At 68.3% G+C, this 25,350-nt stretch carries 25 protein-coding genes and 1 tRNA gene; 15 read left to right on the forward strand and 11 right to left on the reverse strand.

Annotated elements, in window-relative coordinates; genetic code table 11:
• Window positions 1–5: 5 nt before the first annotated feature.
• From ABIE24_RS16370 to ABIE24_RS16400, 7 genes are all read left to right on the forward strand, one after another.
• Entirely contained in the window at window positions 6–731 is a 726-nt protein-coding gene (locus ABIE24_RS16370) for a Type 1 glutamine amidotransferase-like domain-containing protein (protein WP_354501603.1), read from the forward strand.
• Window positions 728–1,438, forward strand: a complete 711-nt coding sequence (locus ABIE24_RS16375) for a uracil-DNA glycosylase (protein ID WP_354501605.1) — start codon at window positions 728–730, stop codon at window positions 1,436–1,438. The genes ABIE24_RS16370 and ABIE24_RS16375 overlap by 4 nt, the downstream gene beginning before the upstream one ends.
• 37 nt (window positions 1,439–1,475) lie before the next feature.
• Window positions 1,476–2,054 (forward strand): GNAT family N-acetyltransferase, encoded by a 579-nt coding sequence (locus ABIE24_RS16380; RefSeq protein ID WP_354501608.1) that lies wholly within the window; start codon window positions 1,476–1,478, stop codon window positions 2,052–2,054.
• Window positions 2,055–2,086: 32 nt separating this feature from the next.
• Window positions 2,087–2,458 carry a hypothetical protein gene (locus ABIE24_RS16385; RefSeq protein ID WP_354501611.1) on the forward strand — a complete coding sequence of 124 codons (372 nt, stop codon included), beginning with the start codon at window positions 2,087–2,089 and terminating at the stop codon, window positions 2,456–2,458.
• 73 nt (window positions 2,459–2,531) lie between these two features.
• Complete coding sequence (locus ABIE24_RS16390; protein WP_354501614.1) at window positions 2,532–3,965, forward strand: amidase; 1,434 nt, start codon at window positions 2,532–2,534, stop codon at window positions 3,963–3,965.
• 28 nt (window positions 3,966–3,993) lie between these two features.
• Window positions 3,994–4,461, forward strand: a complete 468-nt coding sequence (locus tag ABIE24_RS16395) for a carboxymuconolactone decarboxylase family protein (protein WP_354501617.1) — start codon at window positions 3,994–3,996, stop codon at window positions 4,459–4,461.
• Between the two features lie 79 nt (window positions 4,462–4,540).
• The gene (locus ABIE24_RS16400; protein ID WP_354501619.1) at window positions 4,541–5,014 is read left to right on the forward strand and encodes a siderophore-interacting protein; all 474 of its coding nucleotides are present in this window, start codon (window positions 4,541–4,543) and stop codon (window positions 5,012–5,014) included.
• 220 nt (window positions 5,015–5,234) lie between these two features.
• On the opposite strand, the gene ABIE24_RS16405 is transcribed toward ABIE24_RS16400, so the two are convergent.
• Entirely contained in the window at window positions 5,235–7,334 is a 2,100-nt protein-coding gene (locus tag ABIE24_RS16405) for an HNH endonuclease signature motif containing protein (RefSeq protein WP_354501622.1), read from the reverse strand.
• 179 nt (window positions 7,335–7,513) lie between these two features.
• Between ABIE24_RS16405 and ABIE24_RS16410 the strand changes: the two genes are divergently transcribed.
• Window positions 7,514–8,341 carry an aldo/keto reductase gene (locus ABIE24_RS16410; RefSeq protein ID WP_354501625.1) on the forward strand — a complete coding sequence of 276 codons (828 nt, stop codon included), beginning with the start codon at window positions 7,514–7,516 and terminating at the stop codon, window positions 8,339–8,341.
• Between the two features lie 11 nt (window positions 8,342–8,352).
• On the opposite strand, the gene ABIE24_RS16415 is transcribed toward ABIE24_RS16410, so the two are convergent.
• The 3 genes from ABIE24_RS16415 to ABIE24_RS16425 form a co-directional block, all read right to left on the reverse strand.
• Complete coding sequence (locus ABIE24_RS16415) at window positions 8,353–9,384, reverse strand: LLM class flavin-dependent oxidoreductase (protein ID WP_354501677.1); 1,032 nt, start codon at window positions 9,382–9,384, stop codon at window positions 8,353–8,355.
• A 2-nt stretch (window positions 9,385–9,386) separates the two neighbouring features.
• The gene (locus ABIE24_RS16420; RefSeq protein WP_354501628.1) at window positions 9,387–9,779 is read right to left on the reverse strand and encodes a Fe-S oxidoreductase; all 393 of its coding nucleotides are present in this window, start codon (window positions 9,777–9,779) and stop codon (window positions 9,387–9,389) included.
• Between the two features lie 73 nt (window positions 9,780–9,852).
• Window positions 9,853–10,671, reverse strand: a complete 819-nt coding sequence (locus tag ABIE24_RS16425; protein ID WP_354501631.1) for an arginase family protein — start codon at window positions 10,669–10,671, stop codon at window positions 9,853–9,855.
• A gap of 148 nt (window positions 10,672–10,819) precedes the next feature.
• On the opposite strand from ABIE24_RS16425, the gene ABIE24_RS16430 reads away from it, so the two are divergent.
• Window positions 10,820–11,572, forward strand: a complete 753-nt coding sequence (locus ABIE24_RS16430) for a gamma-glutamyl-gamma-aminobutyrate hydrolase family protein (protein WP_354501634.1) — start codon at window positions 10,820–10,822, stop codon at window positions 11,570–11,572.
• Window positions 11,573–11,709: 137 nt separating this feature from the next.
• Here the strand turns inward: ABIE24_RS16430 and ABIE24_RS16435 are convergent, their stop codons facing one another.
• Entirely contained in the window at window positions 11,710–12,495 is a 786-nt protein-coding gene (locus tag ABIE24_RS16435) for a PspA/IM30 family protein (RefSeq protein ID WP_354501637.1), read from the reverse strand.
• Window positions 12,496–12,539: 44 nt separating this feature from the next.
• Complete coding sequence (locus tag ABIE24_RS16440; RefSeq protein WP_354501640.1) at window positions 12,540–14,627, reverse strand: TPM domain-containing protein; 2,088 nt, start codon at window positions 14,625–14,627, stop codon at window positions 12,540–12,542.
• A gap of 146 nt (window positions 14,628–14,773) precedes the next feature.
• On the opposite strand from ABIE24_RS16440, the gene ABIE24_RS16445 reads away from it, so the two are divergent.
• Window positions 14,774–15,625 (forward strand): DUF3097 domain-containing protein, encoded by an 852-nt coding sequence (locus tag ABIE24_RS16445; RefSeq protein ID WP_354501680.1) that lies wholly within the window; start codon window positions 14,774–14,776, stop codon window positions 15,623–15,625.
• Here the strand turns inward: ABIE24_RS16445 and ABIE24_RS16450 are convergent.
• From ABIE24_RS16450 to ABIE24_RS16465, 4 genes are all read right to left on the reverse strand, one after another.
• Complete coding sequence (locus ABIE24_RS16450; protein WP_354501643.1) at window positions 15,617–16,660, reverse strand: DUF4037 domain-containing protein; 1,044 nt, start codon at window positions 16,658–16,660, stop codon at window positions 15,617–15,619. The two genes, ABIE24_RS16445 and ABIE24_RS16450, sit on opposite strands and share 9 nt — an antisense overlap.
• Window positions 16,661–16,664: 4 nt before the next feature.
• On the reverse strand, window positions 16,665–17,552 hold the full coding sequence (locus ABIE24_RS16455; RefSeq protein WP_354501645.1) for an LLM class flavin-dependent oxidoreductase: 888 nt from the start codon (window positions 17,550–17,552) through the stop codon (window positions 16,665–16,667).
• 58 nt (window positions 17,553–17,610) lie between these two features.
• Window positions 17,611–18,093 (reverse strand): DUF1905 domain-containing protein, encoded by a 483-nt coding sequence (locus ABIE24_RS16460; protein ID WP_354501647.1) that lies wholly within the window; start codon window positions 18,091–18,093, stop codon window positions 17,611–17,613.
• A gap of 83 nt (window positions 18,094–18,176) precedes the next feature.
• Window positions 18,177–18,249 (reverse strand) — tRNA-Arg (locus ABIE24_RS16465).
• Window positions 18,250–18,349: 100 nt separating this feature from the next.
• Between ABIE24_RS16465 and ABIE24_RS16470 the strand changes: the two genes are divergently transcribed.
• On the forward strand, window positions 18,350–19,144 hold the full coding sequence (locus tag ABIE24_RS16470) for a transglutaminase-like domain-containing protein (protein WP_354501650.1): 795 nt from the start codon (window positions 18,350–18,352) through the stop codon (window positions 19,142–19,144).
• 151 nt (window positions 19,145–19,295) lie between these two features.
• On the opposite strand, the gene ABIE24_RS16475 is transcribed toward ABIE24_RS16470, so the two are convergent.
• A complete protein-coding gene (locus ABIE24_RS16475; protein WP_354501653.1) occupies window positions 19,296–19,913 on the reverse strand; it encodes an iron ABC transporter ATP-binding protein in 618 nt (205 codons plus the stop codon).
• 101 nt (window positions 19,914–20,014) lie between these two features.
• Between ABIE24_RS16475 and ABIE24_RS16480 the strand changes: the two genes are divergently transcribed.
• The 4 genes from ABIE24_RS16480 to ABIE24_RS16495 all read left to right on the forward strand — a co-directional run bounded on the left by ABIE24_RS16480 (window position 20,015) and on the right by ABIE24_RS16495 (window position 25,348).
• Window positions 20,015–21,682: an arginine--tRNA ligase gene (locus ABIE24_RS16480; RefSeq protein WP_354501656.1), complete on the forward strand. Its 1,668-nt coding sequence runs from the start codon at window positions 20,015–20,017 to the stop codon at window positions 21,680–21,682.
• A 1-nt stretch (window position 21,683) separates the two neighbouring features.
• Entirely contained in the window at window positions 21,684–22,499 is an 816-nt protein-coding gene (locus ABIE24_RS16485) for an LmeA family phospholipid-binding protein (protein WP_354501658.1), read from the forward strand.
• A 141-nt stretch (window positions 22,500–22,640) separates the two neighbouring features.
• Window positions 22,641–24,044 carry a diaminopimelate decarboxylase gene (gene lysA / locus ABIE24_RS16490; RefSeq protein WP_354501660.1) on the forward strand — a complete coding sequence of 468 codons (1,404 nt, stop codon included), beginning with the start codon at window positions 22,641–22,643 and terminating at the stop codon, window positions 24,042–24,044.
• The gene (locus ABIE24_RS16495; protein WP_354501663.1) at window positions 24,041–25,348 is read left to right on the forward strand and encodes a homoserine dehydrogenase; all 1,308 of its coding nucleotides are present in this window, start codon (window positions 24,041–24,043) and stop codon (window positions 25,346–25,348) included. Before lysA ends, ABIE24_RS16495 begins: the two co-directional genes overlap by 4 nt.
• Window positions 25,349–25,350: the final 2 nt, after the last annotated feature.

Consider the following 25,350-nt stretch of genomic DNA (forward strand, 5'->3'; position numbering starts at 1 on the left):
GATGCATGAGTGTGCACCTGGTAGGCGGCGGTTGGTCCGAATCGAACGACGGGGCGGTTTTCGCCCCCTTCCTGGCTGAAGCCGCCGAACGCGCGGCAGCGGCCGGCTTCGAGGGAGCCCCGCGCATCGCCGTGGTCGTCGTCCGCGACGGTGACGGAGCGGAGCACGCCGAGAAGCTGATCCAGGCGACCGGCGCGACGGCGGACTTCGACGCGGTGGTCACCGCGCTGGCGCACGGGGAAGAAGCCACTCCGGCGGCGCTCGCCGAGGTCCACGGCATCCTCATCGGCGGAGGGCTCACTCCCGCGTATCTCGAGGCGCTCCGTCCGATCTTCGGCGAGATCCGCCGACAGGTGGCCGCGGGTGTGCCGTACCTCGGCTTCTCGGCCGGGTCGTCGATCGCCTCGGAACACGCACTGGTCGGTGGCTGGCGTATCGGCGGTGTCGAAGTCAGCCCGGAGGACGGGTCCGAGGACCTTGACGAAGTCACTGTCGAAAACGGCATCGGGCTCCTCGACATCTCGGTCGACGTGCATGCCGTGCAGTGGGGGAACCTCTCGCGGCTCATCGCCGCGACCGAGGCCGGGCTCGTCGCCGGCGGCATCGCCATCGACGAGAACACGGCGTTCATCGTCGGTGAAGGCGCCCTCCGGGCGGTCGGGGCCGGCAACGTGTGGCAGGTTCTTCCCACCGAGGCGGGTGTCCGGGTCTCCTCGCTGGCCGGCGGATGACCGACCGGTTCGACCTGGCGGCACTGGCGGAATCCGGCCGTATCGATCCGGGCTGGGCGAGCGCCCTCACCCCGGCACAGGGGCAGCTGGATGCCATCGGTCGAGTCCTCGACGCCGACGCGGCGGCGGGCGTCCCGGTGCTGCCTGCGGAGGAAAACATTCTCCGGGCGTTCGCCGCACCCCTGGCCGACGTCCGAGTGCTCATCGTCGGCCAGGACCCGTACCCGACACCCGGCCATTCGGTCGGCCTGGCCTTCGCCGTGGAACCTCACGTACGGCCGCTCCCGCGAAGCCTGGCCAACATTTTTCGGGAACTCGCTGACGACCTCGGAACGCCGCCGCCGGCATCCGGAGACCTGACCGGCTGGACGAGGAACGGCGTGCTGTTGCTCAACCGTGTGCTCACGGTGCGCGCCGGCGAGTCCGGCTCCCACCGCGGCATCGGCTGGGAGGCGGTGACCGACTGCGCGATCCGCGCACTGGTCGGCCGGGACGCGCCGCTGGTCGCGATCTTGTGGGGGCGTGACGCCCAGGCGCTCACCCCGCTCCTCGACGGCACGCCGATCGTGGCGAGCGTGCACCCCAGCCCGCTGTCGGCATCGCGCGGTTTCTTCGGGTCCAGGCCGTTCTCACGAGCCAACGACCTCCTGCGGGACCAGGGCGCAGACCCGGTGGACTGGAGTCTCGCCTCGGCCGGGCTGTGGTGAGACACACTCGAGATCTTGCGTCGTCTACGCTGTAACTGTGCTTGAAGAGGAATACCAGCCCCGCAGGAAGCTGCCGCCGCACCTGCGCAAGAAGCCTGAGCCTGAGGCGCCCTTCCTCTATGAGATCCGGGACGCCGAACTGGCCGATCTTCCGCACATCCGTGAGATCTACAACTACTACGTCGCGAACAGCGTCGTCACATTCGACGAAGAGAAGATGTCGCTGGCGAAGTGGAAGGCGAAGTACGCCCGCCTGAAGAAACTCGGCCTGCCGTTCATCGTCGCCGAATCGCCGAACGAAGTGATCCTCGGGTACGCCCTCGTGTCGCCGTGGAAGGAGAAGCGGGCCTACCGCTTCACCGTCGAGAACTCGATCTACCTCGGGCCGGCGTCGACGGGCAAGGGGCTCGGCCGGGTGCTCCTCGGCGCCCTGATCGACCGGTCGAAGGAGGCGGGACTCAAGGAGATCCTCGCGGTGATCAGCGACAAGGGCGCAGAGGCGTCGATCGCGCTGCACGAATCGTTCGGGTTCACCGAGATCGGTAGGATGGGCCGCGTCGGCTTCAAGTTCGAGCGCTGGCTCGGCACCGTGCTTCTCCAGAAGTCGCTCAAATAACGGATGCCGGCCGGCTGCGATAGCGTGTCGGCATGCCGAAATCCGCTCCACACGACCGCCCGGCGAAGAACACAGTTCTTCGTTCATACGCCGGGGAGATCCACGCGGATCCGGCCGATGTCTACGCAGCGATCAAGCGCCGGCTGACGCCGCCCGACCCCGACGTGACCGCTTTCACCGCGGACGACGCCGAACAGCTGCTCATCGTCCAGGGCGGTTGGTGGTACCGCGGCGAATACCGCGTGCTTTCGTCGCCGGGCGGATCCCGCATCGAGCACGAACTCGTCAACGTTGCGCAGCGTGCCCACTGGGCGGGGCCGATCGCCGGGCGCACATCGATCGCCCAGTCGGCGCACGTCTTCGGCCGGCTGCTGACCGAACTGGCCGCTGAACTCGAGGAGTGAGCCCGCAGGGCGGGTCGTCGGGGTGTTTCCTGCAGGAGGTGTTCCGAAATCCATGCGGGCATAGGCTCAAGAGGTGACCGAACTGCATGAACTCAGCGCCCTCGACCAGTGGCTCGCCCTCCAGCGAGGCGAAGTCTCGCCGCCCGAGTTGACGGCGCATTACCTCGACCGGGTCGAGAGGCTCGATCCGCAACTCGGAGCCTTCGTCACCGTGACTGCGGATGCCGCCACCCGGCGTTCGCAGGACCTCGAACGCACGGTGCCCCGCACGAGTGCGCTCTGGGGGTTGCCGATCGCCGACAAGGACCTCACCATGCGCCGCGGCGTCCCCACCGGGTTCGGTTCCCGGGCATTTGCGGGCACGATCTCGCCCCGGTCCGATGAGATCGTCGAGGTGCTCGACGGCGCAGGGGCGATCAGTCTCGGCAAGACGAATACACCCGAGTTCGGGATGCACGGCTACACCGAGTCCCTCGTCGCGCCGCCGGCACGCAACCCCTGGGACCTGGACCTCGGCGCCGGCGGGTCGAGCGGGGGAGCGGCGGCCGCGGTATCCGCACGGCTGCTGCCCTTTGCGCCCGGCAGCGACGGCGGCGGCTCCATCCGGATCCCGGCGGCCGCATGCGGCCTCGTCGGCATCAAGCCGTCGCGCGGTCTCGTGCCCGCCGGGTCGGGCATCGACTCGATCGGCGGACTCGGGGTCAAGGGTCCGATCGCCCGCTCGGTGACCGATGCGGCGCTGCTGCTCGATGCGATGATCGGCCGCAGGAACGGGCGCATCGATCACCACTACGCCCTCCGCGCACCCGACGAGAACGACGGGGACCTCCTGGGGGCGGCAGTCCGGGGAGAGGGCCGGTTCTCGATCGGTGTGCTCAGCAACTCGCCGTTCGAAGACGGCATGGAGATCCGCGTCGCCCCTGAGGCATCCGCTGCGGTCAGCATCGCCCTGGCGCACCTGGGTGCGATGGGACACGGCATCGACGACGTGCGCCTCGAACACGACGGCGTGTACCCGGATGCGTTCCGCCGGCTGTGGCGGATCTCGGCGGCGTCGATCCCCGTCGACGATGACCGGTTGTCGCTGCTCGAGCCCGTGACCGAGCATCTGGTCCGGTCCGGCCGGGAGCTCGGTGCCCGGGAGGTGGCTGAGACGCTCACGGTCATGACGGCTTTCGAACGCAGCGTCCTCGAGCAGTTCTCGCGGTACGACGTGGTTCTCACACCGACCCTCGCGCAGACGCCGCGGCCGATCGGGTCCTGGGACACCGAGGATGCCGAACGGAACTTCATCCAGCAATGCCAGTACTCGCCGTTCACGTCCTTTGTGAACGTTGCCGGGCTTCCGGCGATCACCCTGCCGGTGGCCGAGACCGCTGACGGACTGCCGATGGGAGTCCAGCTGATCGGCCGTCCTGGCGGCGAGTCCACGCTGCTGTCGATCGGCAGCCAGCTGGAGCGTCGCATCCGCTGGCACCTGCGAACGCCGCCGGTCGCCGCTCGGTGACGCCGGGCGGGTGGTCCACAATGGTCGTATGACCACTGCTGCCCGCGTGCATCTTTCCAAGACTCAACCGACCGCATACGAGAAGCTCGCTGCTTTCTCCAAGGAGGTCGGTCACCTGGCCAGGGACGCGGGAATCGAACCGCTGCTGTGTGAACTGATTCAGATGCGTGCATCGCAGATCAATGGATGCGCCTACTGTCTGCGGGTGCACACGAAGAAGGCTCTGTCGCTCGGAGAAACGCCCGAGCGGATGACCGTGCTCTCCGCCTGGCGTGAGGCAGGCCTGTATTCCGAACGGGAGCGCGCAGCCCTCGCCCTCACCGAGGCGATCACCCTGGTCTCGCAGGGCCACGTCACCGACGAGGTGTACGCGGCATCCCGTGAGATTTTCGGCGAGGAGGAGTTCGCCACACTGTCGTGGATGATCGTGTCGATCAACGCTTTCAACCGCATCGCTGTGACCAGCAGATACCTGGTCGACCCCGAGGAGTCCTGACCGGCGACGCTGGGAGCGTGCTGAGGGTCGGGCTCTCGTCTGGCGAAGTCAGGTAAGGCTTGCCTATACTGAGGGGGAGATGAATCTTCAGACCCGCACCGACCACACCGGTCACAGAGCCAATGAGGCGAACCACAAGCACCGCGTTCAGTTCCTCATCGCCGGTGACGAGTCGGCGCTTCCCGAACTCGAGGCGATGCTCACCACGCTTCCGCTCTGTGCGACCGGACGGGTGTTCGTCGAGGTCGGGTCCGAATCCGACATCGGGTCACTCCACGTTCCTCCGCGGATGACGGTGACCTGGCTTCCGCGGTCGCACCGATCAGGTGCACCAGGATCCGGCCGCAGTTGCGCTCCGGGTGAAGCGGCCTCGCGGGCCGTTCGGGCCTGGGCGGGTGAAATGCTCTGCGAGAATCCTCGCGAGATCCACGTCTGGTTGGGCGGCCACTACCGCGGCGTCGCTGAGGCGCACGATTACCTCACCTCGGAACTCGGTGTCGCCGAGGATGTCATCCAGACCCCTCCGGTCTATCGGCTGGGCCTCGCGCGCTGAACCTCGTCCCCGGACTCAGGTCTGACGGTCGAGCGTTTCGCCCCCGACATCGTGAGGTCGGCGCGGTCTCGCGTTCCGCTTGACGCTTGTGCTGAAACCCGACCGAGCGTCCACGCCCGCGACTCGGGCGCCGTGGATCGAATCGGCAACCCGCTCCTCGAACACAATCCGGGCAATGGGGTTGGCGTGTCGCCCGTCCATGCGCCGAGCTGGTCCTGAGTCAACCTGATCGTTCAAGGGGTGGTTCGCTGGACGGCGGCGAGCAGCCGTTGCTCGTTCCGCCTGGCGGCTCCTCCGCGGCGGCAACGTGGCTGGCACCATTCGCGCCGGCCGGGACTTCGGTATCGAGAATGTCAGTGACGCAGGCCTCGAACGTGGGGTCGGCCACGTCGACGCCGGCGGCGGCGGGGGCGGGTGCGTCAGCCTCGGGCGGTCCGTCGGGCTGGGGTGGTCCGTCGGCATGGGCGTCGGACTCTGCGGCGGCCGGTGCGTCAGCCTCGGGCGGTCCGTCGGGCCGGGGCGGTCCGTCGGCTTGGGCGTCGGCCTTCGCGGCGGCGGCGCGGCGTCGGGCGCGGTCGAGGGGGGATTTGCTGCGCAGCGGGATCGGTTTCTGGTCCGGGTCGACGGTCGGCGGTGGCACGGCGAAGTAGGTGGTGCCGTCGCGGATGATTTTCCAGCCGTTGTTGTGGATCAGCATGTGGCATCGCCGGCACATCAGGATCCCGTCGGCGAGGTCGGTTTTACCGTCGTCGGCGACCCATTCGTCGATGTGGTGCGCTTCGGTGTAGGACGGTGGCCGGTCGCAGTCGAGGAATCCGCAGCCGCCGTCGCGGATGGCCAGGGCGATGCGTTGTTTCGTGGTGAAGCAGCGTTGTTCCCGGCCGACGTCCAGCGGGGTGCCGGCCTGATCGACGGTGACCACGGTGATGCCGCTGATGCAGATCTGCCGGTCGATGAAACTGCCGGGGACGGCGTCCCCGGTCTCCTCGAAGTAGCCGTTCCCGGTCGCCGTGGTGGTTCCGGTGTCGGTTCCGGTGGTGGTTCCGGTGTCGGTCGATGCGGGTGCGGTACTGCTGGGCAGGTTGTCTTTGGTGACGATCACCCGGACGCCAGGCTGGCGGGAACCGAAGGCGAGGGTCCTGTCGGCTTCGGAACCGGCCTTGAGCAGGTCGATCATCAGGTCGAACACGATCTGGTCGTTGCTGCGGCTGTCGGTGCGCAGCTTCTCCGCCCTCGCGGCCTCGTCCGGGTCGACGAACCGGGGCCCGCCGCGGCGCGGCCGCATCGCGGAACCGACGATCGCGTCGACCCAGGCGGCGGACTCCTCATCGAACTGCACCCACGCCGTCCGGGCGCCCTCCCGGGTGCGGCTGAACCGCCAACTCCGGTTCTCGTAACGCTGGTCCCAACGGATCTGCACCCCGGCCGGGTCGATCTCGTCGCGCAACTGCCGGGCCCGCCGGCCCAGCTCGTCGGCGTTCACCCCGGCCGCGTCCGTGACGATCTCCACCGCCGCGGCCCGTAACGTCTCAGCGTCGACCCGGTCGTTCGGCTCGCCCAGGCCACGCATCACGATCGTCACCGCCTCGGTCCGCAGAACCCCGTCCCGGACGGCCCGGGTCAACGGTTCATGCCACGGCAGCACCGGCCGGGCCGGCGGCAACGATGGCTCCGCACCGGGTTCGGCACCGGGGTCGGCACCGGGTTCGGCACCGGGGTCTGTTCCGGTGCCGGTCTCGAACAGTGCAGCACCAGCCGGGCCTGTGCCCGGGCCGGTGGGGTACCCGGCAGCGGCGGCGGTGGCGGCATCAGCCTCGCCCATCGCCCCGCCGAGCTTCACCTGACGGAACGCCTCACCCCGGGTCGACCCGGTCAGCCGCTGCATCATGTCGACCGCGGTCCCATCGCCGGTGGACTGCGCCAACCCGGCATAACCCAGCGCCCGCTCGGACCGTTTCGCGATCACACCGGCACCGGCGGCGAGGATCGCGTCGAACTCCGACCGGGCCCGCGCCGCCTCCGTCAGCAACGCCTGCACCTCACCGTTGTCGGCCCGGTCGATCAGCACCGTCAACGGCACCGCGCCTGCCGAACCCGACACCGCAAGTCCCGACACCGCAGTTCCCGACACCGCAATTCCCGACACCGCAGCACCGGTTAACGAAGAACCGGTACCGCGGAACTCCGCGATACCGGCCGACGAAGCGCCCAGAGAGCCGGGCGCCGCCTGGAGCTCCTCGGCGACCCTGCCCTCGAACACGGCCAACCGATCGGACACACGCAGTGCGACCTCCCGGACCTGCTCGGACATCTTCGCCATGCCCCCATTCTACCCAACACCCACCGACATTCGCAGATATGTTCGATACAACTGTGGATAACCCGAGCCACACCGCGAGCTGCTGCCTTTGCAGTGATCGACCACTTGACCTTGCCCGGCTTCAGACCCCCGCAACCCCAGCATCCCGCGGGAGATGGGCCGCTTGCGATAATGGGGCCATGACATCCGACATGCCAGCCCTGCCTCTGAACGACGGACACTCCATCCCGCAGATCGGCCTCGGCGTCTACAAGGTCCCCGAGGACTCCGTCGCGGATGTCGTCACGACGGCCATTGACGCCGGGTACCGTCATCTCGACACGGCGACGCTGTACGACAACGAGCGGGGCGTCGGGGAGGGCATCCGGCGGTCCGGAATCGACCGCGACGAGATTTTCGTGACCACGAAGGTCTGGAACTCCGACCACGGGTTCGACAGCACGATGCGCGCTTTCGAACACAGCATGGAACTGCTCGGGCTCGACCTGCTCGACCTGTACCTCATCCACTGGCCGGCACCCACCCAGAACCGCTACGTCGACACCTGGCGCGCGCTCGAACGGCTCCAGACCGAAGGGCGGGTCACCTCGATCGGGGTCAGCAACTTCCATCCCCACCACCTCGACCGGCTGTTCTCCGAGACCGGCATCGTGCCGGCCGTCAACCAGATCGAACTCCACCCGTGGCTGCCGCAGCGCGAAGCGCGGGCGTTCCATGCCCTGAACGGCATCGTGACCGAAGCATGGTCGCCGTTCGCCCGCGGGGGCATCCTCGCCAATCCCACGCTCGACCAGATCGCCGGAAAGCACGGCGTCAGCGCCGCCCAGGTGGTGATCCGCTGGCACCTCCAGCTGGGAAACGTCGTGATCCCCAAGTCGGTGACACCGTCGCGCATCGCCCAGAACATCGACGTGTTCGGTTTCGAGCTCGACGACGACGACCTCGCCGACATCGCCACCCTCGAATCGGGTGAGCGCACCGGTCGCGACCCCGACGACCTGGACTGACGAGGCCGGGCTCAGCCGAGTGCAGCCCGGACCTGCGGCAGCACCTCGGTGGCAAGCAGCTCGATCGACCGCATCACGAGCGCGTGGGGCAGACCCGACCAGTCCATCTGCAGGCAGTGGCGGTCGTAGTTCAGGTGACCGTGCAGGGCGACGATCTTGTCGGCGACTTCGTTCGGGCTCCCGGCAAAGATCGCCCCGCGCCTCGCGGTCTGCGTGTCGTACCCGAGCCGGCTGGGGGCGGTGAAACCCCGCTCGGCCGCGATCTTCGTCATCGACGTCTTCCAGTACGGGAAGAAGGTGTCCTTCGCCTCCTGGCTCGTCGGGGCGAGGAATCCAGGCCCCGAGACGGCCACCTTCAGGCCGGATGCCGCGTGCCCGGCCTTCTGCGCCGACTCACGGTACAGCGCTGCCAGCGGCGCGAACTGCTCAGGATAACCACCGATGACGGCATAGTTGATCGGCAGGCCGAGGTAGCCGGCGCGCATCGACGACTCCGGGTTGCCGCCGGTAGCGATCCAGATGTCGAGCTTCCCGGCGTGCGGGCGCGGCAGGATCAGCGCGTCGTCGAGGGCGGGGCGGAACCTGCCGCGCCAGGTGACCCGCTCGTTCGCGTTCAGAGCGAGCAGCAGGTCGAGTTTCTCCTCGTACAGGTCGTCGTAGTCGGCGAGGTTCGCCCCGAACAGCGGGAACGACTCGATGAACGAGCCCCGTCCGGCGGCGAGCTCGACCCGGCCGCCGGTCAGCAGGTCGATGGTTGCGAATTGCTGGAACACCCGCACCGGGTCCTCGGTTGACAGCACCGTCACGGCGCTGGAGAGGCGGATGCTGTTCGTCACGGTCGCCGCCGCGGCGAGAACCGTGGACGGTGAACTGATCGAATACTCCGGTCGGTGATGCTCGCCGATGCCGAACCAGTCCAGTCCCGCCTCGTCGGCGAGCCGGATCCGCTCGATCGTCTCAGCGAGCTGTTGCGCGGGCGGGAAGAGCGCGCCCGTTCCCGGGTCGGTGGGGATGTCGCCGAAGCTGTACACCCCGAGTTCCATGGTCACGACCGCGATGCTTCCGGGCGGCGCTTGGCACGCCGGATATAACCGCCCTTTTCCAGTCCGGCTTCGATCTCGAACCGGTTCTTCAGCGGGTTGCGCCCCGCAGCGAGATAGAGCAGCGGGAACAGCATGCCGTAACGCTGCCATTGCCGCTTGTGCACGGCTTCGTGCTCGAGCACGTCGTCTGAGACATTCGTGCTGGTCAGGTAACAGCCGCCGACACACGAACCGCCGCGACCGAAGGTCCAGGTCGGCATTCCGGTGAAGACCCACAGGCCGTTTCGCCGTTGCACCCGCCCGGTCGACCAGATCGATCCCCAGACCAGGCCCACGAGGTGGGCGTAGAGGTAGCCCAGGCGGCTGACCGGGGAGTCGAAGAGCATCCGCTTCATCGTGCGTTCCGAGCGTGGCGTGCGGTGACGGTCATGCTCCGAGGCTACCGGCCCGACGGTGTGCCCGGCCCGGTCAGCGGGCGAGCGCGCCGAGGATTCTCAGGATGGTGCCGAGGTCGTCGATGGCGTGCGTCGCGCTCGCGGGGGCGAACCCGGTGATTCCGGCGCCGGCGAAGGTGAATTCGGCTTTCACGGCGGCGATCAGGTCGACGAGGTGCGCGGCCGGCAGGCCGAACGGTTCGGCCCAGTCGGTGCCGGCGATGTCAGCCGGGTCGAGCACGTCGAGGTCGACATGGATATAGACCCGCTTCGCTCCGGATGCCGTCACCGCGTCGATCAGGGCGGCGGGCGTCGCATCCTCGACCGAAAGCATCCGGATGCCTGTGTCGTCGAGGCAGGCCTGCTCGTCGGGGTCGATGTCGCGGGCGCCGATGATCACGAGCCGCTCGGTCGCCAGCGGCGTTTTCGGAGCCAGCTCAGGGATTCCGTCGCCGATCAGCGCCCGAAGGACCATGCCGTCGAACGATCCGGACGGTGATTCGCCGGGGGTGTTCAGGTCGGGGTGGGCGTCGAACCAGAGCACGCACGTGTCGTCGCTCGTCGAGAGAACGGAGTCGACGGCGGCGAGCTCGACGGAACATCCGCCGCCCACGGTGATGACCGGGGCGGTCGCGGCGCGAAGGGCGGCGTCCTGACGGTCACGGATGATCCGGAGCGACGAGAGGCGGTTCACCCCGGTCTCGAGGGATTCGCCCGCCTCAGTCGGCACGTCGACGAGGATGGTGGCGGAGGAGGGGAGGTCTCCGCGAATCGCCTCGGCTCCGTCGATGAGGCGCATTGCGCGGGATGAACCGGAACCCTGCCATGCGGGCACAACCACGAATGTCGCCATCCCCTTAGTATCCGGTTTTCACGGACCTGACGCGACACGGGCCCGCCGTTCGGGCGAGTATTGCCCCCGGTTTCACGGCGGATGGCAGAAATGTGCTCGCTCAGGGCAGAATGGTCAGGCTGGCCAGCAACGAGCGGAAGGGGCCGGGATGACTCCGAACACCGTCGATCGCCGCCTCGTCATGGTCGAAGTGACCAGCCAGCGCGAGAACTCCGCGGCCTACGACGCCTACGTGCGCACGATGATCGACCGGGCCGCCGCCGAAGCCCGCGCCTCAGGCTGGGACGTGACCCAGCTGTCCGCCGCCGACCTCGGCGTCGACGGGCTGCTCCACGCCGCCGATCATGCCGATGCGGTCGTCATCATGGGCGGCGAAGACATCGACCCGCAGTTCTACGACGGCGAGCGCGGCTACGAGGGTGAGAGCTACCACTTCGAGGTGGCAGATGCCGCCCAGATCGAGCTGGTCCGGCTCGCGGTTTCGCGCCACATTCCTGTGCTCGGCATCTGCCGCGGCCACCAGATCATCAACGTCGCGCTCGGCGGCACGTTGCTGCAGCACGTCGACGACGCCGGGCACCGCAACATCGACCTGCCCGTCGAGTACGCGCTTGTCGAGCACCCGGTCCGGCTGGAAGCGGGCAGCGCTCTCGGCGACCGCTTCGGCCGCGACCACATCGTCGTGCAGAGCGCCCACCACCAGGTCGTCGACCGGCTCGGCGCTGGCCTTCGCGCGGTCGGCTGGGCGCACGACGGACACATCGAGGCGATCGAGCACGACACCCTGCCGATCACGGGCGTGCAGTGGCACCCTGAGGCGCTCCTCGCCCCGGCCGGTCAGCTGCGGGTGCTGCTCGACGGTCTCGCCGCGCAAGCCGGCGCCGTCCTCGAGCGCGCCTGACGGCATCCGTCGTCTCATCGACGCCGGCGACCTGCCTGGAAAAAGGAAAAAGACGCGAGGCAAGGATGCCGCGTTAAGGCTGGTCCTTCTCTCGCGTCTTCGTCCTTCTGCCGTGCTGAGCCCGGCAGCGCGCGCTGCTACTGGTTGGGGGTGTACGGCGCGCTCTGGGTCGCCTCGACCGCCGGCTGAGCCTGCGAGCCGGAGATGGCCGGGGCGCCGGACTTCATCGCGGCGAGGCGAGCTTCGACCTCGGTGAGTTCGCCGATGTCCTCGAGCGATTCGAACTGGGCGTCGAGGCTCGATGCCGCGAGTTCCTGCTGGCCGCGCACCTTGGCCTCCTCGCGACGGATTTTGTCCTCGAAGCGGCTGACCTCGCTCGTCGGGTCGAGGATGTCGATGCTCTTGACGGCATCCGCGACCTTCCGCTGGGCTTCGGCGGTCTTGGAGCGGGCGATCAGTTCGCTGCGCTTCGACTTGAGCTGCTCGAGCTTCTGCTTCATGCCGTTGAGGCCGTTCTTCAGCTGCTCGACGACCTGCGTCTGAGCGGCGATCTGCGGCTCGGCCATCTTCGCCTCGTTCTCGGAGGTGATCTGGCGCTGCAGCGCGACCTTTGCGAGGTTGTCGAACTTGTCGGCGTCAGAAGCGTTGCCCGAGCCTCGGTACTCGTCGGCCTTGCGGCTCGCGGCGAGTGCCTTGTTGCCCCAGTCGCTCGCGGCGCGCACGTCTTCGGAGTGGTCTTCCTCGAGGAGGCGCAGGTTCCCGATGGTCTCGGCGATGGCGCTCTCGGCCTCGGCGATGCTGTTGGTGTAGTCGCGCACCATCTGGTCCAGCATCAGCTGGGGGTCTTCGGCCTGGTCGATGAGCGCGTTGATGTTCGCCTTCGCCAGCTGGGCAATGCGCCCGAAGATCGATTGCTTGGTCATGGGATCTCTTCCTCTCGATCGGTTTTTCATATCTCTTTCGGCCGTCAGAAACGGCCGCCACCCCGCCGGGAGCGTGTGCCGCCCCCGCCGAAACTTCCGGCACTGCGACCGCCGCGACTGCCGCCGCCGAACCCGCCTCCGCCGCCGAACCCGCCTCCGCCGCCGAACCCGCCTCCGCCGCCGAACCCGCCGAATCCGCCCGAACCGCCTCCGCCGCTGAGCACCGAGTTGATGATGATGCCGCCGAGGATCGCGCCCATCATGCCGCTGCCTGACTGCTGGCCGCCCATCATGCCACCACCCATGCCGCCTATGGGGCCGCCGAAGCCGCCTGGCTGCATCCCGAAACCCGAGACGTCCGACTGGGCGGAGTCGATCGCGGCGCGGGCGAGCTGGTCGGACCTTTGCGCATAGGTGAGCGCTGACACGGGGTCGGATGCCGCCAGTTGCTGCGCCTGCACCAGGTTGCGTCCCGCTTCGGCCAGGCGGGTGCGGGCGTCGGCGCCCACGGCGCCGCGGCGAGCGGTGATGTAGTCCTCCGCGGCTGAGACCTGTGCCCCTGCGGAGGAGAGAGCGTGGCCCAGCTGGGACTGGGCTCGCTGCACCTGCGCCTGGGCATCCCGGACCTGCTGGAGGATCCCGTCGATCGAGGTGTTCGCGGCTTCGAGCTGTCGGAGCAGGTCGAGCGGGTTGTGCGCTCCCGTGCGTTTCTGCTCCACGTCGGCGACCGCGCTCTCGGTCGCCCGGATCACGTTGACGAGGGAGCCGTCCGGGTCAGGCTGCGATTTCGCGAGCTGGAGGTCACTGCGCAGGTCGTTCACGGCATTCGAGATCGACCGCTGGGCGGTGTCGAGGTCCGCGCCGAGCTTGTCGATCGCATCCAGCAGCATCGCGGCCTGGTCGATGGCCTCCTCTGACGCCCGAATGTCGACGGCGGCCTCGCCCAGCTGTCCGGCGGCGATGTCTTCATCGGCAGCAGTCAGATTCTCAGCGGCGAACGCGAGCCGTTCCCCTGACTGCTCGATGTTGTCGGCGACGGTGCTCAGCGCGGTGGCGTCGTACCGGGTGGAGAGGGACTGCAGGGCGGCGGATGCCGTCGACAGTCGCCCCGTCACCTGCTGGTGTTCCGTGCGGAGTGCCGCGACGGCCGCCGGGGCGTTTTTTTCGAGCTGGCGCAGTTCGTCGAAAGCTTCAGCCTCACGGTCGAGCGCGGCGTTGGCGTCCAGACAGAGCCGGATGATCTCGGCGTTCCACGCACGCACCTGCTGTTCGGTGTCCGGGTGGGCGTCGGCGAGGCTCTGCCGGATGGTGAACGCTTTCGACAGGCTCTCCTGCGCGGAGGTAATGGCCGAGCGGAAGGCGGTGACGGTCTCCTCGCCGTACTGGGCGACGGCGAACCCGAGTTCTTCCTGGCTGGTCTTCACCGCGTCGTCGGTGGCGACGAGCGCGCTGCCGGCCTGGCGTTCGAGGTCGGCCGTCTCGACGGCGGCGAGCTCTGCCGGCTCGCCGGCCCGCGGATCGACGGCCTGCTTCTTGTTGCGCCGGCGCAGCGTGGTGGCGATCACGATGACGCCGATGACGACGATTGCCCCGATCACGAGCCAGACCACGGAGTTCGATGCGCCGCCATCGCGGGGTGACGATGCGATGTCTTCTCCGGCGATGGCATTGCTGAGGCCGGATGCCGCCGCGACGGCCGCGCCGGCCCAGTCCCCATCGCTCAACTCTGGCTGCACAAGCTGCTGTTCGATCTCGCTCAGTTGTTCGTTGCTCACCGGCCCGTCGCTCGCCCCGGAGAGGTAGTAGTTCTGCTGCTCGGTTGCCACGGCAAGCAGGTACTGCGAAGGCCCGAGGCCGTTCGCCTCCGCCGTCGAGTTCGTCCACTCGGCGGCGTCACTCGGATTGGTGAACTCGTCGACGTAGACGACCCAGAGGTCAGCCCCGGAGTCGTTGTTGAGGGAGTCGATCGCCGCTTCGATCTCGGCGACCTCCGAGCCGCTGAGCACTCCGACCTCATCGAGCACCCGCCCGGCCGGCAACTGAACCGGGTCGGTGGCGAGCGCGGCGGCGGGGGTTCCCAGCACCAGAGCGGCCGTCACTGCCGCAAGAGCCCAGAGTGAGCGTGCCCGCATCTGCCCGCCTTCTGTCGTCAATGGAGAATCACCTGCGAGTCTAGGGTTGCCGGGCTGAATGCGTCCAGAGAGTGCACGTGAGGCCCCTGGGGTCGCCGCGTGGCATCCTCGTGTGCTAACGATTCACGGCTAACCTTGCCCGGGTGATGAACGACCGCTACGGAACCGATGTGCTCGCGACGAACTGGCGGGCCAGCAAAACGCCCCCTCCGCTCGAGCAGGAGGCGACCGCCGACCTCGTCGTCGAGGAGGCATCGACCGGCTGGTGCGGCGCCGTCACCGGGATCGAAGGCAAGACCGTGCAGCTCGAGGACCGCCACGGCAAACGTCGGGTGTTCCCGCTCGGAGCCGGGTTCCTGCTCGAGGGCAAGCCGGTGATCCTCGTCGCGCCGAAGAAGAAGACAGCGTCGGGCCCCGCCCGCACAGCCTCCGGATCGTTCGCCGTCGCCGACTCCCGCGCACGGGTCGCCCTGCCCTCCCGCATCTACGTCGAAGGCCGTCACGACGCCGAACTCGTCGAGAAGGTCTGGGGCGACGACCTCCGGGTCGAGGGCGTCGTCGTCGAGTACCTCGGCGGCATCGACGACCTCGCCGCGATCATCACCGACTTCGCGCCGACCCCGAAACGCAAGGTGGGCGTGCTCGTCGACCACCTCGTTCCCGGGTCGAAGGAGTCGAGGATCGCGGATGCCGTCATGCGCGGCAGCCACGGAGGGAACGTCCTCGTGGTGGGGCATCCGTACATCGACGTCTGGCAGTCGGTGAAGCCGGCCCGGGTCGGTCTCAAGCAGTGGCCGGACATCCCGCGTTCGATCGAGTGGAAGAAGGGCATCTGCGCCGCCCTTGGCCTGCCGAACGAGAACCAGGCCGACATCGCGCGCGCCTGGCAGGCCATTCTCGGCCGGGTGCGCAACTTCTCCGACCTCGAGCCGGCGTTCCTGGGGCGGGTCGAGGAGCTCATCGACTTCGTCACGGCGCCCCAGCATCGGTCATCCTGAGGCCAGCACCGCCGCAACCGCGGCACGGCGACGGGTAGGAGAGGTGAGCACGTCGACATTGTCCGACCACTGTTCGATCGCTCCCACCCCGCTCGGCAGAGCCCGGACGCGCTCATCGGTCACCGAGGCGAGAAGCTCCTGTGACACTGTGCCGAGGCCGAGAAAGGGCCGATCGTAGAACGGCGAAACCGCAGGGTCGGCCGTCGGCAGCCCGACGTCCCGCTGCAGTTCGTGCATCATCGTGAGTGCCTCGGCGAGGAAACCCTCCCGCTCCTGCCAGGAGTCGGCGGTGAGCGCCCGGTCGAGGGCCGGTGCCGCCGCGCCGGCGCGGGGGAGCGCTGAGAACCGCGTGCCGAGCCACTTGGGGTACGGCGGCCAGCGCCGCTCGAGTAGAAAACCGAGCCGCATGATCGCGTTCGCGATCCGTGCTGCGATCAGTCGCGATCCGGTGTCGTCTCCACGCACCGCGGTACGGCCGACGAAGGGCAGCTCCTGCCCGATCCGAGCCCAGTCAGCGGCCAGGACGTAACGCCACAGATCGTCCGGGTACCAGGCGAGGGTGTCCCGCAGCCGGCGCAACGCCCCGGCGGAGTCGGCGAAGACCTCCCCTGCGGTGACTTCGAGCACCGCCTGCCCGGTCAGCGACAACCAGTCGGCAATCGCCAGATCGCCCGCCTCGACGCCCAGCCGTGAGAAGACGAAGTGTTCCGCCGTCGACACGTCCACCTGAGGGGCGGGGAGCGGATCCCAGGTGGTGGCGAACCGCGTCGGATGCCCGCGGTATTCGGGCGGGAGGTGGTCGGCGAGGTGCGCCCGGACCGGCTCGACGACATCCGCTGCCACCAGCAGCGTGAGCCTGAGCCCGAAGTCGTGGTCACGCGACATCTCGTCGTCGAGGCCGAGCACATCAGAGCCGCTGCCCAGTCTCCCGGCCGCATGGGGAAGCCCGGGCCACCGGGAGTCGAGGAGTGGCGCGACGACGTCGGTGTAATAGCCTCGGGCGAGATCCGTGCCTGACAGGGTCATGTTCGTCATCGTGTCAACTCTGCTGCCCAGCCGCCACCTGCGCCCCTCCCGGCGACGCACGAGGACCGGCGAGGATCCGGTCCCGCAGGGCATCCACGTCCCATACGTTCGCGAGATCGGGCCAGTCCCAGCCGAACCGCAGCGGACTGATGTCTTCAAGCCACCAGGTCGCGAGGCCCTCGAACTCCTCAGAGGGATGCTGCCCGTCGGCATCGGAGCGCCCGGAGGCCACCACATCGAACGGTGCGGCTGGATCGGTGCGGTGGGCGTGAACGTAGTCGACGGCGGGCTGCAGCGCCGAAGGGGAGAGCGTCCCGTCGACCATCGGGACCATCCCGTCGAATCGTGCGGCTCGACGGAACGGTCGGCCGTTCGGCCATGAGCCGCCCACCCAGATCGGAATCGGCGCGTGGGGGGCCGGGAGGAACGTCATCGGCTCCAGCGAGTAGTGCGTGCCGGAGAAGCCGAACGCCTCGCCGCTCCACAAGCCGGTGAGAACGGCCAGGCCTTCGTCGAGCATCTGACCTCGAACGACCGCGTCGGTCTCGTCGCCGAAGAACCGGAAGTCCCATTCGACAGGCTCGCCCAGGCCGACACCGAGGATCAGCCGCCCACCCGAATAGTTCTGCAGCGATACAGCCTGCCGAGCCAGTTCCCAAGGCCGCCTCCGCGGCAACGGGGTCACGAGGGGGCCGAGCATGATCCGATCGGTGGCCGCCGCGACCGCGGTCAGGGCCACCCACGGGTCGACGTGGTCGTTGCGGTCGAACTCGCAGAACAGCAGATGGTCCCAGAGGAAGAAGCCGTCCCAGCCGGCCGTTTCGGCGTCGCGAGCGAGGCCGGCCAGCGCGCGGGCGTCGCCGAATGCACCGAAGTTGGGGAGATGAACACCGTACTTCATGCCGGCACTCTACGGCTCCCCGCCGACATCGACGACAGACCGGGCGAGGGCCCGCGTCCTACTTGAGCTTCCGGCCCTCGGCGATCATCGCGGCAGCCTTCGCAATGCGGGTGGCACGGGTCTCGGCCCGTTTCGCCTCGGCGATCCACAGCGCGTACTCCCGCTGGTGTGAATACGACTGGCCGCGGAACGTGTCGAGAACGCCGGCATCCGTCCAGGCGGCGACGATGTCGTCCTCGAGGTCGACGACGCGCGGCTGGGTGTCGAGTTCGATGGTGACGGCGACGGTGTCACCCGCCTCCTTGCCCAGCCGGGAACGGATTTCGCCGAGCACGAGAATCATGTGCCCGTCGCCATAGGTGACGAGTGATCCTCGGTACGGGATGCCGTCGAAGGTCGCGTTCACCGGAACCCGGCCGCGAGTGCCGAACAGCTTCTCGACGTCGAAGGGGAAGGCCACGAACGCGCTCGACCCGGAGGCATCGGAGCGGGTGAGGACGGCGTCGAAGGCGACGGGTCCCGGGTCTGAAAACGTGGGCATGGCGGTCAGCCTAGCCGGGCGGGGTCCGCCAGGACACCGGCAGAACCGACCCCGGCGATCGTTCGCCGTCCAGCGTGTAAGTGTGCCCTCGGCAGGATTCGAACCTGCGACCTGCGGTACCGGAAACCGACGCTCTATCCCCTGAGCTACGAAGGCGTGCGAAACAAAACTATCAGAATTCGGCGGCGTCGAATCCCCGTCGGCAGCAGAGGTCGAGGGAACCGACGCCGCGGTGCCCTCATGTAAGGATGGACACATGCATCGCACTGTTTCGGCCGCCCTTGAATTCCGGCTGGGCGGGCACAGCGATGTCATCCTGTCGATCGCGGTGGCCGCCGGAACCCCCATCCTGTCGGAGACGTTGTCCATCCGGTCGGATCGCGGGCAGATCGTCCCGCAGGAGCTCGTCGACCGTCACGGCACCCGGCTGCACCGGATCGCAGCGCACGCCGGTGGGTACAGCATCCACTACCACGCTGTCGTCGCCGGGCAGCGACCGGTCGAACCGGCCAGCCCGCTCGATCATCTCCTGTACCTGCGGCCGAGTCGCTACGCCGAGTCTGACAAGCTGTTTCGTTTCGCCCGCGAACGGTTCGGTGGTCTGCACGGGCAGGTCCTCCTCGACGCTGTCGCGTCGTTCGTCCACGACGGACTCAGCTACGTGCCCGGTTCCAGCGGGCCCAGCGACAGCGCGGCAACGACACTCTCGTCGCGTGAAGGCGTCTGTCGCGACTACGCCCACCTGGTGATCGCCTTCCTGCGCGCCTGCGACATGCCCGCCCGCATGGTCTCGGCCTACGCCCCGGGGCTCACGCCGATGGATTTCCACGCCGTCGCCGAAGCGTGGGTCGACGGACACTGGCGAATCGTGGATGCCACGCGGCTCGCCCCACGGCAGTCGCTGGTTCGCATCGCGACCGGGCGCGATGCATCCGACATCGCGTTCGTCACCAACCACCACGCGAACCTCACCCTCGACCGGGTCGAAGTCGGCGCGGTGGCGCAGACGCTGCCGATGGACGACCAGCGAACGCCGGTGCTGCTCTCGTAGCAGCCGCGACGTGTCAGTCGGAGCGGCGCGGGTGTTCCGGCTGCACGCGCCTGTTTCTTCACCCGCGCGGTGCGAGAACACCCGCGCGGAGCCGAACGGGCTCGCCGAAGCCCGCGTGCACGGCCGCATACGGGCCTCGCGAACGGATGCGCTACGACAGGTGCCCGATCGCGGCCTCGGCGAGTTGCTCGGCGTCGCCCGGTTCGAAGAATGACATCCCGCGCAGGGTCAGCCAGTACGACCCGGTGAAGACCTGCGCCTCGCCCTCGTCGCCGACCACGGTGAAGAATCCCTCGACCGGGGGAGCGGCGTAGGTCGGTACCTGCGTGCTCTCGGTGACGGCGCGGTTCTTCAGGTCGGTCAGTTCCTTCTCGGGAAGCTTCGCGAGCGCAATGTCGAGAACCTCGTTGCTCGTGTTGTGAACCCACTGGCAGGTGAGGCCGTTCATCGCGGCGATCTCAGCGGCGAGGCTGTCCGCCTTCGGAGTGCTCTCGGTCATCAGGCTGACGTTCGGGTTGATGGCATACATGTCGTCTGGCGTGATCAGCGCATCGCAGGCGATGTCGACCGGTTCGCTCATCACCGGCGTCTCGGTGGGGGTCGGGCTGGCGATCGGCGCCGCTGTGCCGTCGGACGCCCCAGGCGTCGGCGTCGCGGAGGAGGACGGGGCCGCGGCCGGCGCGCAGCCGGCGAGAAGGAGTGAGCCGAGAAGAGCTGCGGCGACAGCGAACGGGCGAAGCGGGCGAGTCCGGGCGAACGAAGAAGCCATGTCCAACTCTCTGTGGGGGATCCTTCGACACTAACAAGAGCTACAGTCGCCTTCGCGCATGCGCGCCGGGGCATTTCCCCGCTCCGGATAGAATCGAGCGCGTGACTCCTGACGACCTTGCCGCTGCCCTGTTCGAACTCGTCGTTCCTCTCGCGGAGGAGCGCCGAGCCGGCGCCGGAGCAGAGATCCGCCGCGACGACGTCGTCCTCGAGCGTCCGCGCAACCGCGACCACGGCGACTGGGCCTCCAACATCGCCATGCGCATTGCCAAGCGGATCGGGGCAAACCCGAGGGAGATCGCCGCGGAACTCGCCGCAGGACTCGCTTCCGTTCCCGGCGTCGCCACCGCTGAGGTCGCCGGCCCCGGGTTCCTCAACGTGCGCCTCGACGCCGCCGCCACCGGTGCCCTGGCGAAGGTCATCGTCGATGCCGGCGCGGCGTACGGCCACAACACGTCGCTGGCGGGCCAGTCGATCAACCTTGAATTCGTCTCCGCCAACCCGACAGGGCCGCTCCACATCGGACACACCCGCTGGGCCGCCCTGGGTGACTCGATCGCCCGCGTGCTGAAGGCATCCGGCGCCACCATCGCCAGCGAGTACTACATCAACGACGCGGGCAGCCAGATGGACACCTTCGGCGCCTCCATCCTCGCCGCGATCAAGGGAGAGCCGACGCCCGAGGGTGGCTACCCGGGCGCGTACATCGGCGAGCTCGGGCGCCAGGTGCTCGAGATCGAGCCGAACCTCCTCAACCTGTCCGATGGCGACGCCCTCGCCACCGCCCGAGAGCTCGCGTACAAGTTACAGCTGGTCGAGATCGAGAAGTCCCTCGCGAGCTTCAACGTGCACTTCGACGTCTGGTTCTCCGAGCGCGAGCTGCACGTGAAGAACACCGAAACCGGCAGGAGCGCCATCGACGACGCGGTCGAGCGACTGCGCGAGCAGGGTCACGTCTTCGACGAGGACGACGCCGTCTGGGTGCGCACCACCGACTTCGGCGACGACAAAGACCGCGTCATCCGCCGCGGCAACAACATCTACACCTACTTCGCCGCGGATGCCGCCTATTACCTCTCAAAATCGGATCGCGGTTTCGCGCACAAGATCTACCTCCTCGGCGCCGACCACCACGGCTACGTGCACAGGCTCAGGGCGCTCGCCGGCGCGGCCGGTGACAACCCGGACAAAGACATCGAGATCCTCATCGGGCAGCTCGTCAGCGTCAACGGCGCGAAGCTGTCGAAGCGTGCAGGCAACATCATCGAGCTCGACGATCTCCAGGCCTGGCTCGGCACCGACGCGTTGCGCTACTCGCTCGGGCGTTACCCGGCCGACTCGCCCCTGACGCTCGACCCGGAGCAGCTGAAGAAACGCAGCAACGACAATCCGGTCTTCTACGTGCAGTACGCCCACGCCCGCACCCACTCGGTGGCACGCAACGCCGAGGTAGCGGGAGTCGACCGCAGCGCGTTCGTGCCTGAGCTGCTCGACCATGAGACGGAATCCGCGCTGCTCGGCGCGCTGCAGGAGTTCCCGCGGATCGTCGCCCAGGCTGCCGAGCTGCGCGAGCCGCACCGCGTCGCCCGCTTTATCGAAGAGATCGCCGGGCTGTACCACCGCTGGTACGACAACTGCCGCATCATCCCGCTCGGCGACGAGCCGATCTCGGACGTGCACCGCAGCCGGCTCTGGCTCAACGATGCGACCGGCCAGGTCGTGCGAAACGGGCTCGATCTGCTCGGCGTCTCCGCGCCGGAGCGAATGTAGCGTGGGGGATTCCGGCGGCTGGGCGCAACTCCAGCAGGAAGCTGATTCCGACGCACCGGCGCGCAAGCCCGCGCGGCGTCGTGCACTCACCGCCGTCGTCATCCTCGTCGTCGCCGTCCTCGTGGTCGTCGGCGGTGCATTCCTCGCCGAGTACATCACCCGCGGCGTCGCCGAGGACGCCGTCGCTGTCGCCGTGGAATCGAACCTCCCGTCGAATGTCGACGCCACGGTGGACGTGGATATCGCCGGGGACTGGGTTCTCCTGCAACTGATCAGCGGCCGGATGGACGAAGTCACGATCACGTCCGACGACGTCACCTTCGACGGTACCCCCGTCGAAAACATGGCGGTGACGGCATCCGGGGTCCCGATCGACCTCAAGGTACCGGTCGAGAACATCGCCGCGACGGTGTCGCTCGACCAGTCGACACTCAACCAGGTGCTCACACTGCCCGGCAACGACCCCGAAGTCTCGCTCGCGGAGGGCTCGGTCGTCTATGAAGACTCGACCGAGGTGATCGGAATCCCGATCGGATATGCCGTGACCGCCGCCCTCAGCCCCGACGGCACCGACGTTCTCGTCACCCCACAGAGCGCAGAAGTGACGACCGAGATGGGCAGCATCGACCTGTCCGGCATCGTCGACCGGCTCGTCGGCGCTGAGCCGGTCCGCGTCTGCCTCGCCGACAAGCTCCCGGTGGGCGTATCGATCTCGGCCATCGACGTTCGCGACGGTACTGCGCACCTCAGCCTGGCCGCATCCGACTTCATCCTCTCGGGCTCGTCCTTCCGCACAACGGGGGAGTGCCCCGCCTGACGGATGCCGCCAGCCGGATACCCTGCATCGCATACGTCGCATGCCACAATTTCACGAGGGGCATCGATCTCTCGGTAGAATTGAACTGTCTCCACCGCTCACCCGCGCGGTACGTCCCCCTCCGCACGATTGGTTCCTGCTGTGGCTTCTCACCCACTCGCCCCGTCGTGGCTGCGCGCGCCCGATGACGCGAACGCCCTGGCCGAAGGAGTCTGGCCGGCGAACGCTTCGCGGGCGTCGACCGGTGAACTCACCGTCGCCGGTGTTTCCGCCCCCGACATCGCCGCCCGGTTCGGCACCCCCGTCTACGTCGTCGACGAAGCGGATGCCCGCGACCGCGCCGCACACGTCCTCGCCGCCTTCTCCCGCGAGTTCGCCGCCGTCGGCAGCTCCGCCATCGTCTACTACGCCGGAAAAGCCTTCCTCTGCACCGAGGTGGCGCGCTGGGTCACCGACGCCGGGCTCAACATCGACGTGTGTTCCGGCGGAGAGCTGGCCGTCGCCCTCGCCGCCGGCGTCGACCCCTCACGCCTCGGCCTCCACGGAAACAACAAGTCGCTCGCCGAGATCGACCGGGCGGTCGAAGCGGGCATCGGCGCCATCGTGGTCGACAGCCTGCAGGAGATCCCACGGGTTGCCGCAGCCGCCGAGCGGCACGGCCGAAGGCAGCGGGTCAGGCTCCGGGTCAACAGCGGAGTCCACGCACACACGCACGAGTTCCTGGCGACGGCACATGAGGACCAGAAGTTCGGCCTCCCGCTCGAGCACGCCGCCGACGCTGTAACGCTGATCCGCAGCTTCGGTTCGCTCGACTTCCTCGGGCTGCACTGCCACATCGGCTCGCAGATCTTCGGATCGGACGGGTTCGCAGAGTCAGCGGCGCGGCTGCTCGCCGTGCACCGGGACCTGCTCGCCGCCGGCCCCGTGCCCGAACTGAACCTCGGCGGCGGATTCGGCATCGCATACACCGACGCCGACGACCCCACGCCGATCGACGACCTCGCCCGCGAGATCGCCCGGATCGTCGCCGCCGAATGCGACAGCCTCGGCGTGCCCATTCCCCGGGTCGCGTTCGAACCGGGGCGCGTCGTGATCGGCCCGAGCACGTTCACTCTCTATGAAGTCGGAACCACGAAGGACGTGGAACTGCAGACGGATGCCGGCGGCTCGGCCACGCGGCGCTACGTCAGCGTCGACGGCGGAATGAGCGACAACGCGCGCCCCGCCCTCTACGGTGCCGACTACTCCGTCCGGCTGGCCGGTCGTGCCTCCGACGCCGAACCGGTGCTGATCCGCCTCGCCGGCAAGCACTGCGAGTCCGGCGACATCATCGTCCAGGACGACTACCTGCCCGGAGACGTCGCCCCCGGCGACCTCGCCGCCGTTCCTGCGACCGGCGCCTACTGCTGGTCGCTCGCGAGCAATTACAACTACCTGGGGCGTCCGCCGGTCGTCGCTGTTCGAGACGGAGTCGCCCGCGTGATCGTTCGCGGCGAGACCGAAGCTGACCTGCTGGCGCGAGACGCCGGATTGGATGCACGATGATCGAATACCGCACTGTCCGAGTGGCCCTTCTCGGGGCCGGTTCCGTCGGTTCGCAGGTGGCACGACTCCTCCTCGCTCACGGTGACGAGCTCGCTGCTCGGGTCGGTGCGAAGCTCGAACTCGTCGGCATCGCCGTTCGGGACCTCGACGCCGACCGCGACGTCGACCTGCCCCGCGAACTGCTCACGACGGATGCCGAGACCCTCGTCCTCGGCGCCGACATCGTGATCGAGCTCATCGGCGGCATCGAGCCGGCCCGCACCCTGATCCTCCAGGCCATCAACGCCGGCGCGGACGTCGTCACCGGCAACAAGGCGCTCCTTGCCGCCCACGGCTCGGAACTCTTCGACGCCACCGAACAGGTCGGCGCCGAGATCTACTACGAAGCCGCCGTCGCCGCAGCGATCCCGATCATCCGCCCGCTCCGCGACAGCCTCGCCGGCGACAACGTCAAGCGCATCCTCGCGATCGTCAACGGCTCGACCAACTTCATCCTCGACCGCATGGACCGGTTCGGCGACAGCATGGCCGATGCCCAGAAGACGGCGTTCGAACTCGGCTTCCTCGAAGCGGACCCGACCCTGGACGTCGACGGCTACGACGCCGCCCAGAAGGCCACCATCCTCGCCAGCCTCGCCTTCCACAGCACCGTGCCGCTCGAGGGCGTCTACCGCGAGGGCATCGCCGACATCACGCCGGCCCAGATCGACGCCGCACGCACGGCCGGCTACGTCATCAAGTTGCTCGCCATCGCCGAACGGATCACCGCCGACGACGGAACCGAGGGAATCTCGGCACGGGTGTATCCCGCGCTCGTCGACCGCGAGCATCCGCTTGCCGCCGTCCACGGCGGAAACAACGCGGTCTTCGTCGAAGCCGAAGCAGCGGGCCCGCTCATGTTCTACGGCGCAGGCGCCGGAGGGGTGCAGACCGCATCAGCCGTGCTCGGTGACCTCGTCTCCGCCGCCCGCCGTCACATCGCCGGCGGACCGGGCCTGGGCGAGTCGACCCACGCCGACCTTCCGCTCCTGCCGATCGGTGCAGTGATCACCAAATACCAGATCACGCTGCGGGTGAGTGACCTCCAGGGTGTGCTCGCCGAGGTGGCGACGATCTTCGCCAACGGCGGCGTCTCGGTCGAAACCGTCGAGCAGACGGTCGACCCGGAGGAAAGCGGTACCGCGTTCCTCGTGATCGGCACCCACGCCGCCCGCGAGCACGCGCTCCAGGCCACCGTCGCGGCCCTGAAGGCCAGCGACGTTGTGAATTCAGTTGTCAGTGTTCTACGAGTTGAAGGAGTCTAGAT

The organism is Mycetocola sp. 2940 (assembly GCF_040548835.1).
Lineage (GTDB): Bacteria > Actinomycetota > Actinomycetes > Actinomycetales > Microbacteriaceae > Mycetocola_A.

What these genes read in the sequence shown, in the direction of transcription:
- ABIE24_RS16470 (WP_354501650.1), top strand. Translation starts at nt 18,350, where the DNA reads ATGCATCGCACTGTTTCGGCCGCCCTTGAATTCCGGCTGGGCGGGCAC.
- ABIE24_RS16475 (WP_354501653.1), bottom strand. Translation starts at nt 19,913, where the DNA reads ATGGCTTCTTCGTTCGCCCGGACTCGCCCGCTTCGCCCGTTCGCTGTC.
- ABIE24_RS16495 (WP_354501663.1), top strand. Translation starts at nt 24,041, where the DNA reads ATGATCGAATACCGCACTGTCCGAGTGGCCCTTCTCGGGGCCGGTTCC.
- ABIE24_RS16415 (WP_354501677.1), bottom strand. Translation starts at nt 9,384, where the DNA reads ATGGAACTCGGGGTGTACAGCTTCGGCGACATCCCCACCGACCCGGGA.
- ABIE24_RS16425 (WP_354501631.1), bottom strand. Translation starts at nt 10,671, where the DNA reads ATGGCGACATTCGTGGTTGTGCCCGCATGGCAGGGTTCCGGTTCATCC.
- ABIE24_RS16385 (WP_354501611.1), top strand. Translation starts at nt 2,087, where the DNA reads ATGCCGAAATCCGCTCCACACGACCGCCCGGCGAAGAACACAGTTCTT.
- ABIE24_RS16410 (WP_354501625.1), top strand. Translation starts at nt 7,514, where the DNA reads ATGACATCCGACATGCCAGCCCTGCCTCTGAACGACGGACACTCCATC.
- ABIE24_RS16405 (WP_354501622.1), bottom strand. Translation starts at nt 7,334, where the DNA reads ATGGCGAAGATGTCCGAGCAGGTCCGGGAGGTCGCACTGCGTGTGTCC.
- ABIE24_RS16445 (WP_354501680.1), top strand. Translation starts at nt 14,774, where the DNA reads ATGAACGACCGCTACGGAACCGATGTGCTCGCGACGAACTGGCGGGCC.
- ABIE24_RS16455 (WP_354501645.1), bottom strand. Translation starts at nt 17,552, where the DNA reads ATGAAGTACGGTGTTCATCTCCCCAACTTCGGTGCATTCGGCGACGCC.
- ABIE24_RS16450 (WP_354501643.1), bottom strand. Translation starts at nt 16,660, where the DNA reads ATGACGAACATGACCCTGTCAGGCACGGATCTCGCCCGAGGCTATTAC.
- ABIE24_RS16420 (WP_354501628.1), bottom strand. Translation starts at nt 9,779, where the DNA reads ATGAAGCGGATGCTCTTCGACTCCCCGGTCAGCCGCCTGGGCTACCTC.
- ABIE24_RS16370 (WP_354501603.1), top strand. Translation starts at nt 6, where the DNA reads ATGAGTGTGCACCTGGTAGGCGGCGGTTGGTCCGAATCGAACGACGGG.
- ABIE24_RS16400 (WP_354501619.1), top strand. Translation starts at nt 4,541, where the DNA reads ATGAATCTTCAGACCCGCACCGACCACACCGGTCACAGAGCCAATGAG.
- ABIE24_RS16460 (WP_354501647.1), bottom strand. Translation starts at nt 18,093, where the DNA reads ATGCCCACGTTTTCAGACCCGGGACCCGTCGCCTTCGACGCCGTCCTC.
- ABIE24_RS16430 (WP_354501634.1), top strand. Translation starts at nt 10,820, where the DNA reads ATGACTCCGAACACCGTCGATCGCCGCCTCGTCATGGTCGAAGTGACC.
- ABIE24_RS16435 (WP_354501637.1), bottom strand. Translation starts at nt 12,495, where the DNA reads ATGACCAAGCAATCGATCTTCGGGCGCATTGCCCAGCTGGCGAAGGCG.
- ABIE24_RS16440 (WP_354501640.1), bottom strand. Translation starts at nt 14,627, where the DNA reads ATGCGGGCACGCTCACTCTGGGCTCTTGCGGCAGTGACGGCCGCTCTG.
- ABIE24_RS16395 (WP_354501617.1), top strand. Translation starts at nt 3,994, where the DNA reads ATGACCACTGCTGCCCGCGTGCATCTTTCCAAGACTCAACCGACCGCA.
- ABIE24_RS16375 (WP_354501605.1), top strand. Translation starts at nt 728, where the DNA reads ATGACCGACCGGTTCGACCTGGCGGCACTGGCGGAATCCGGCCGTATC.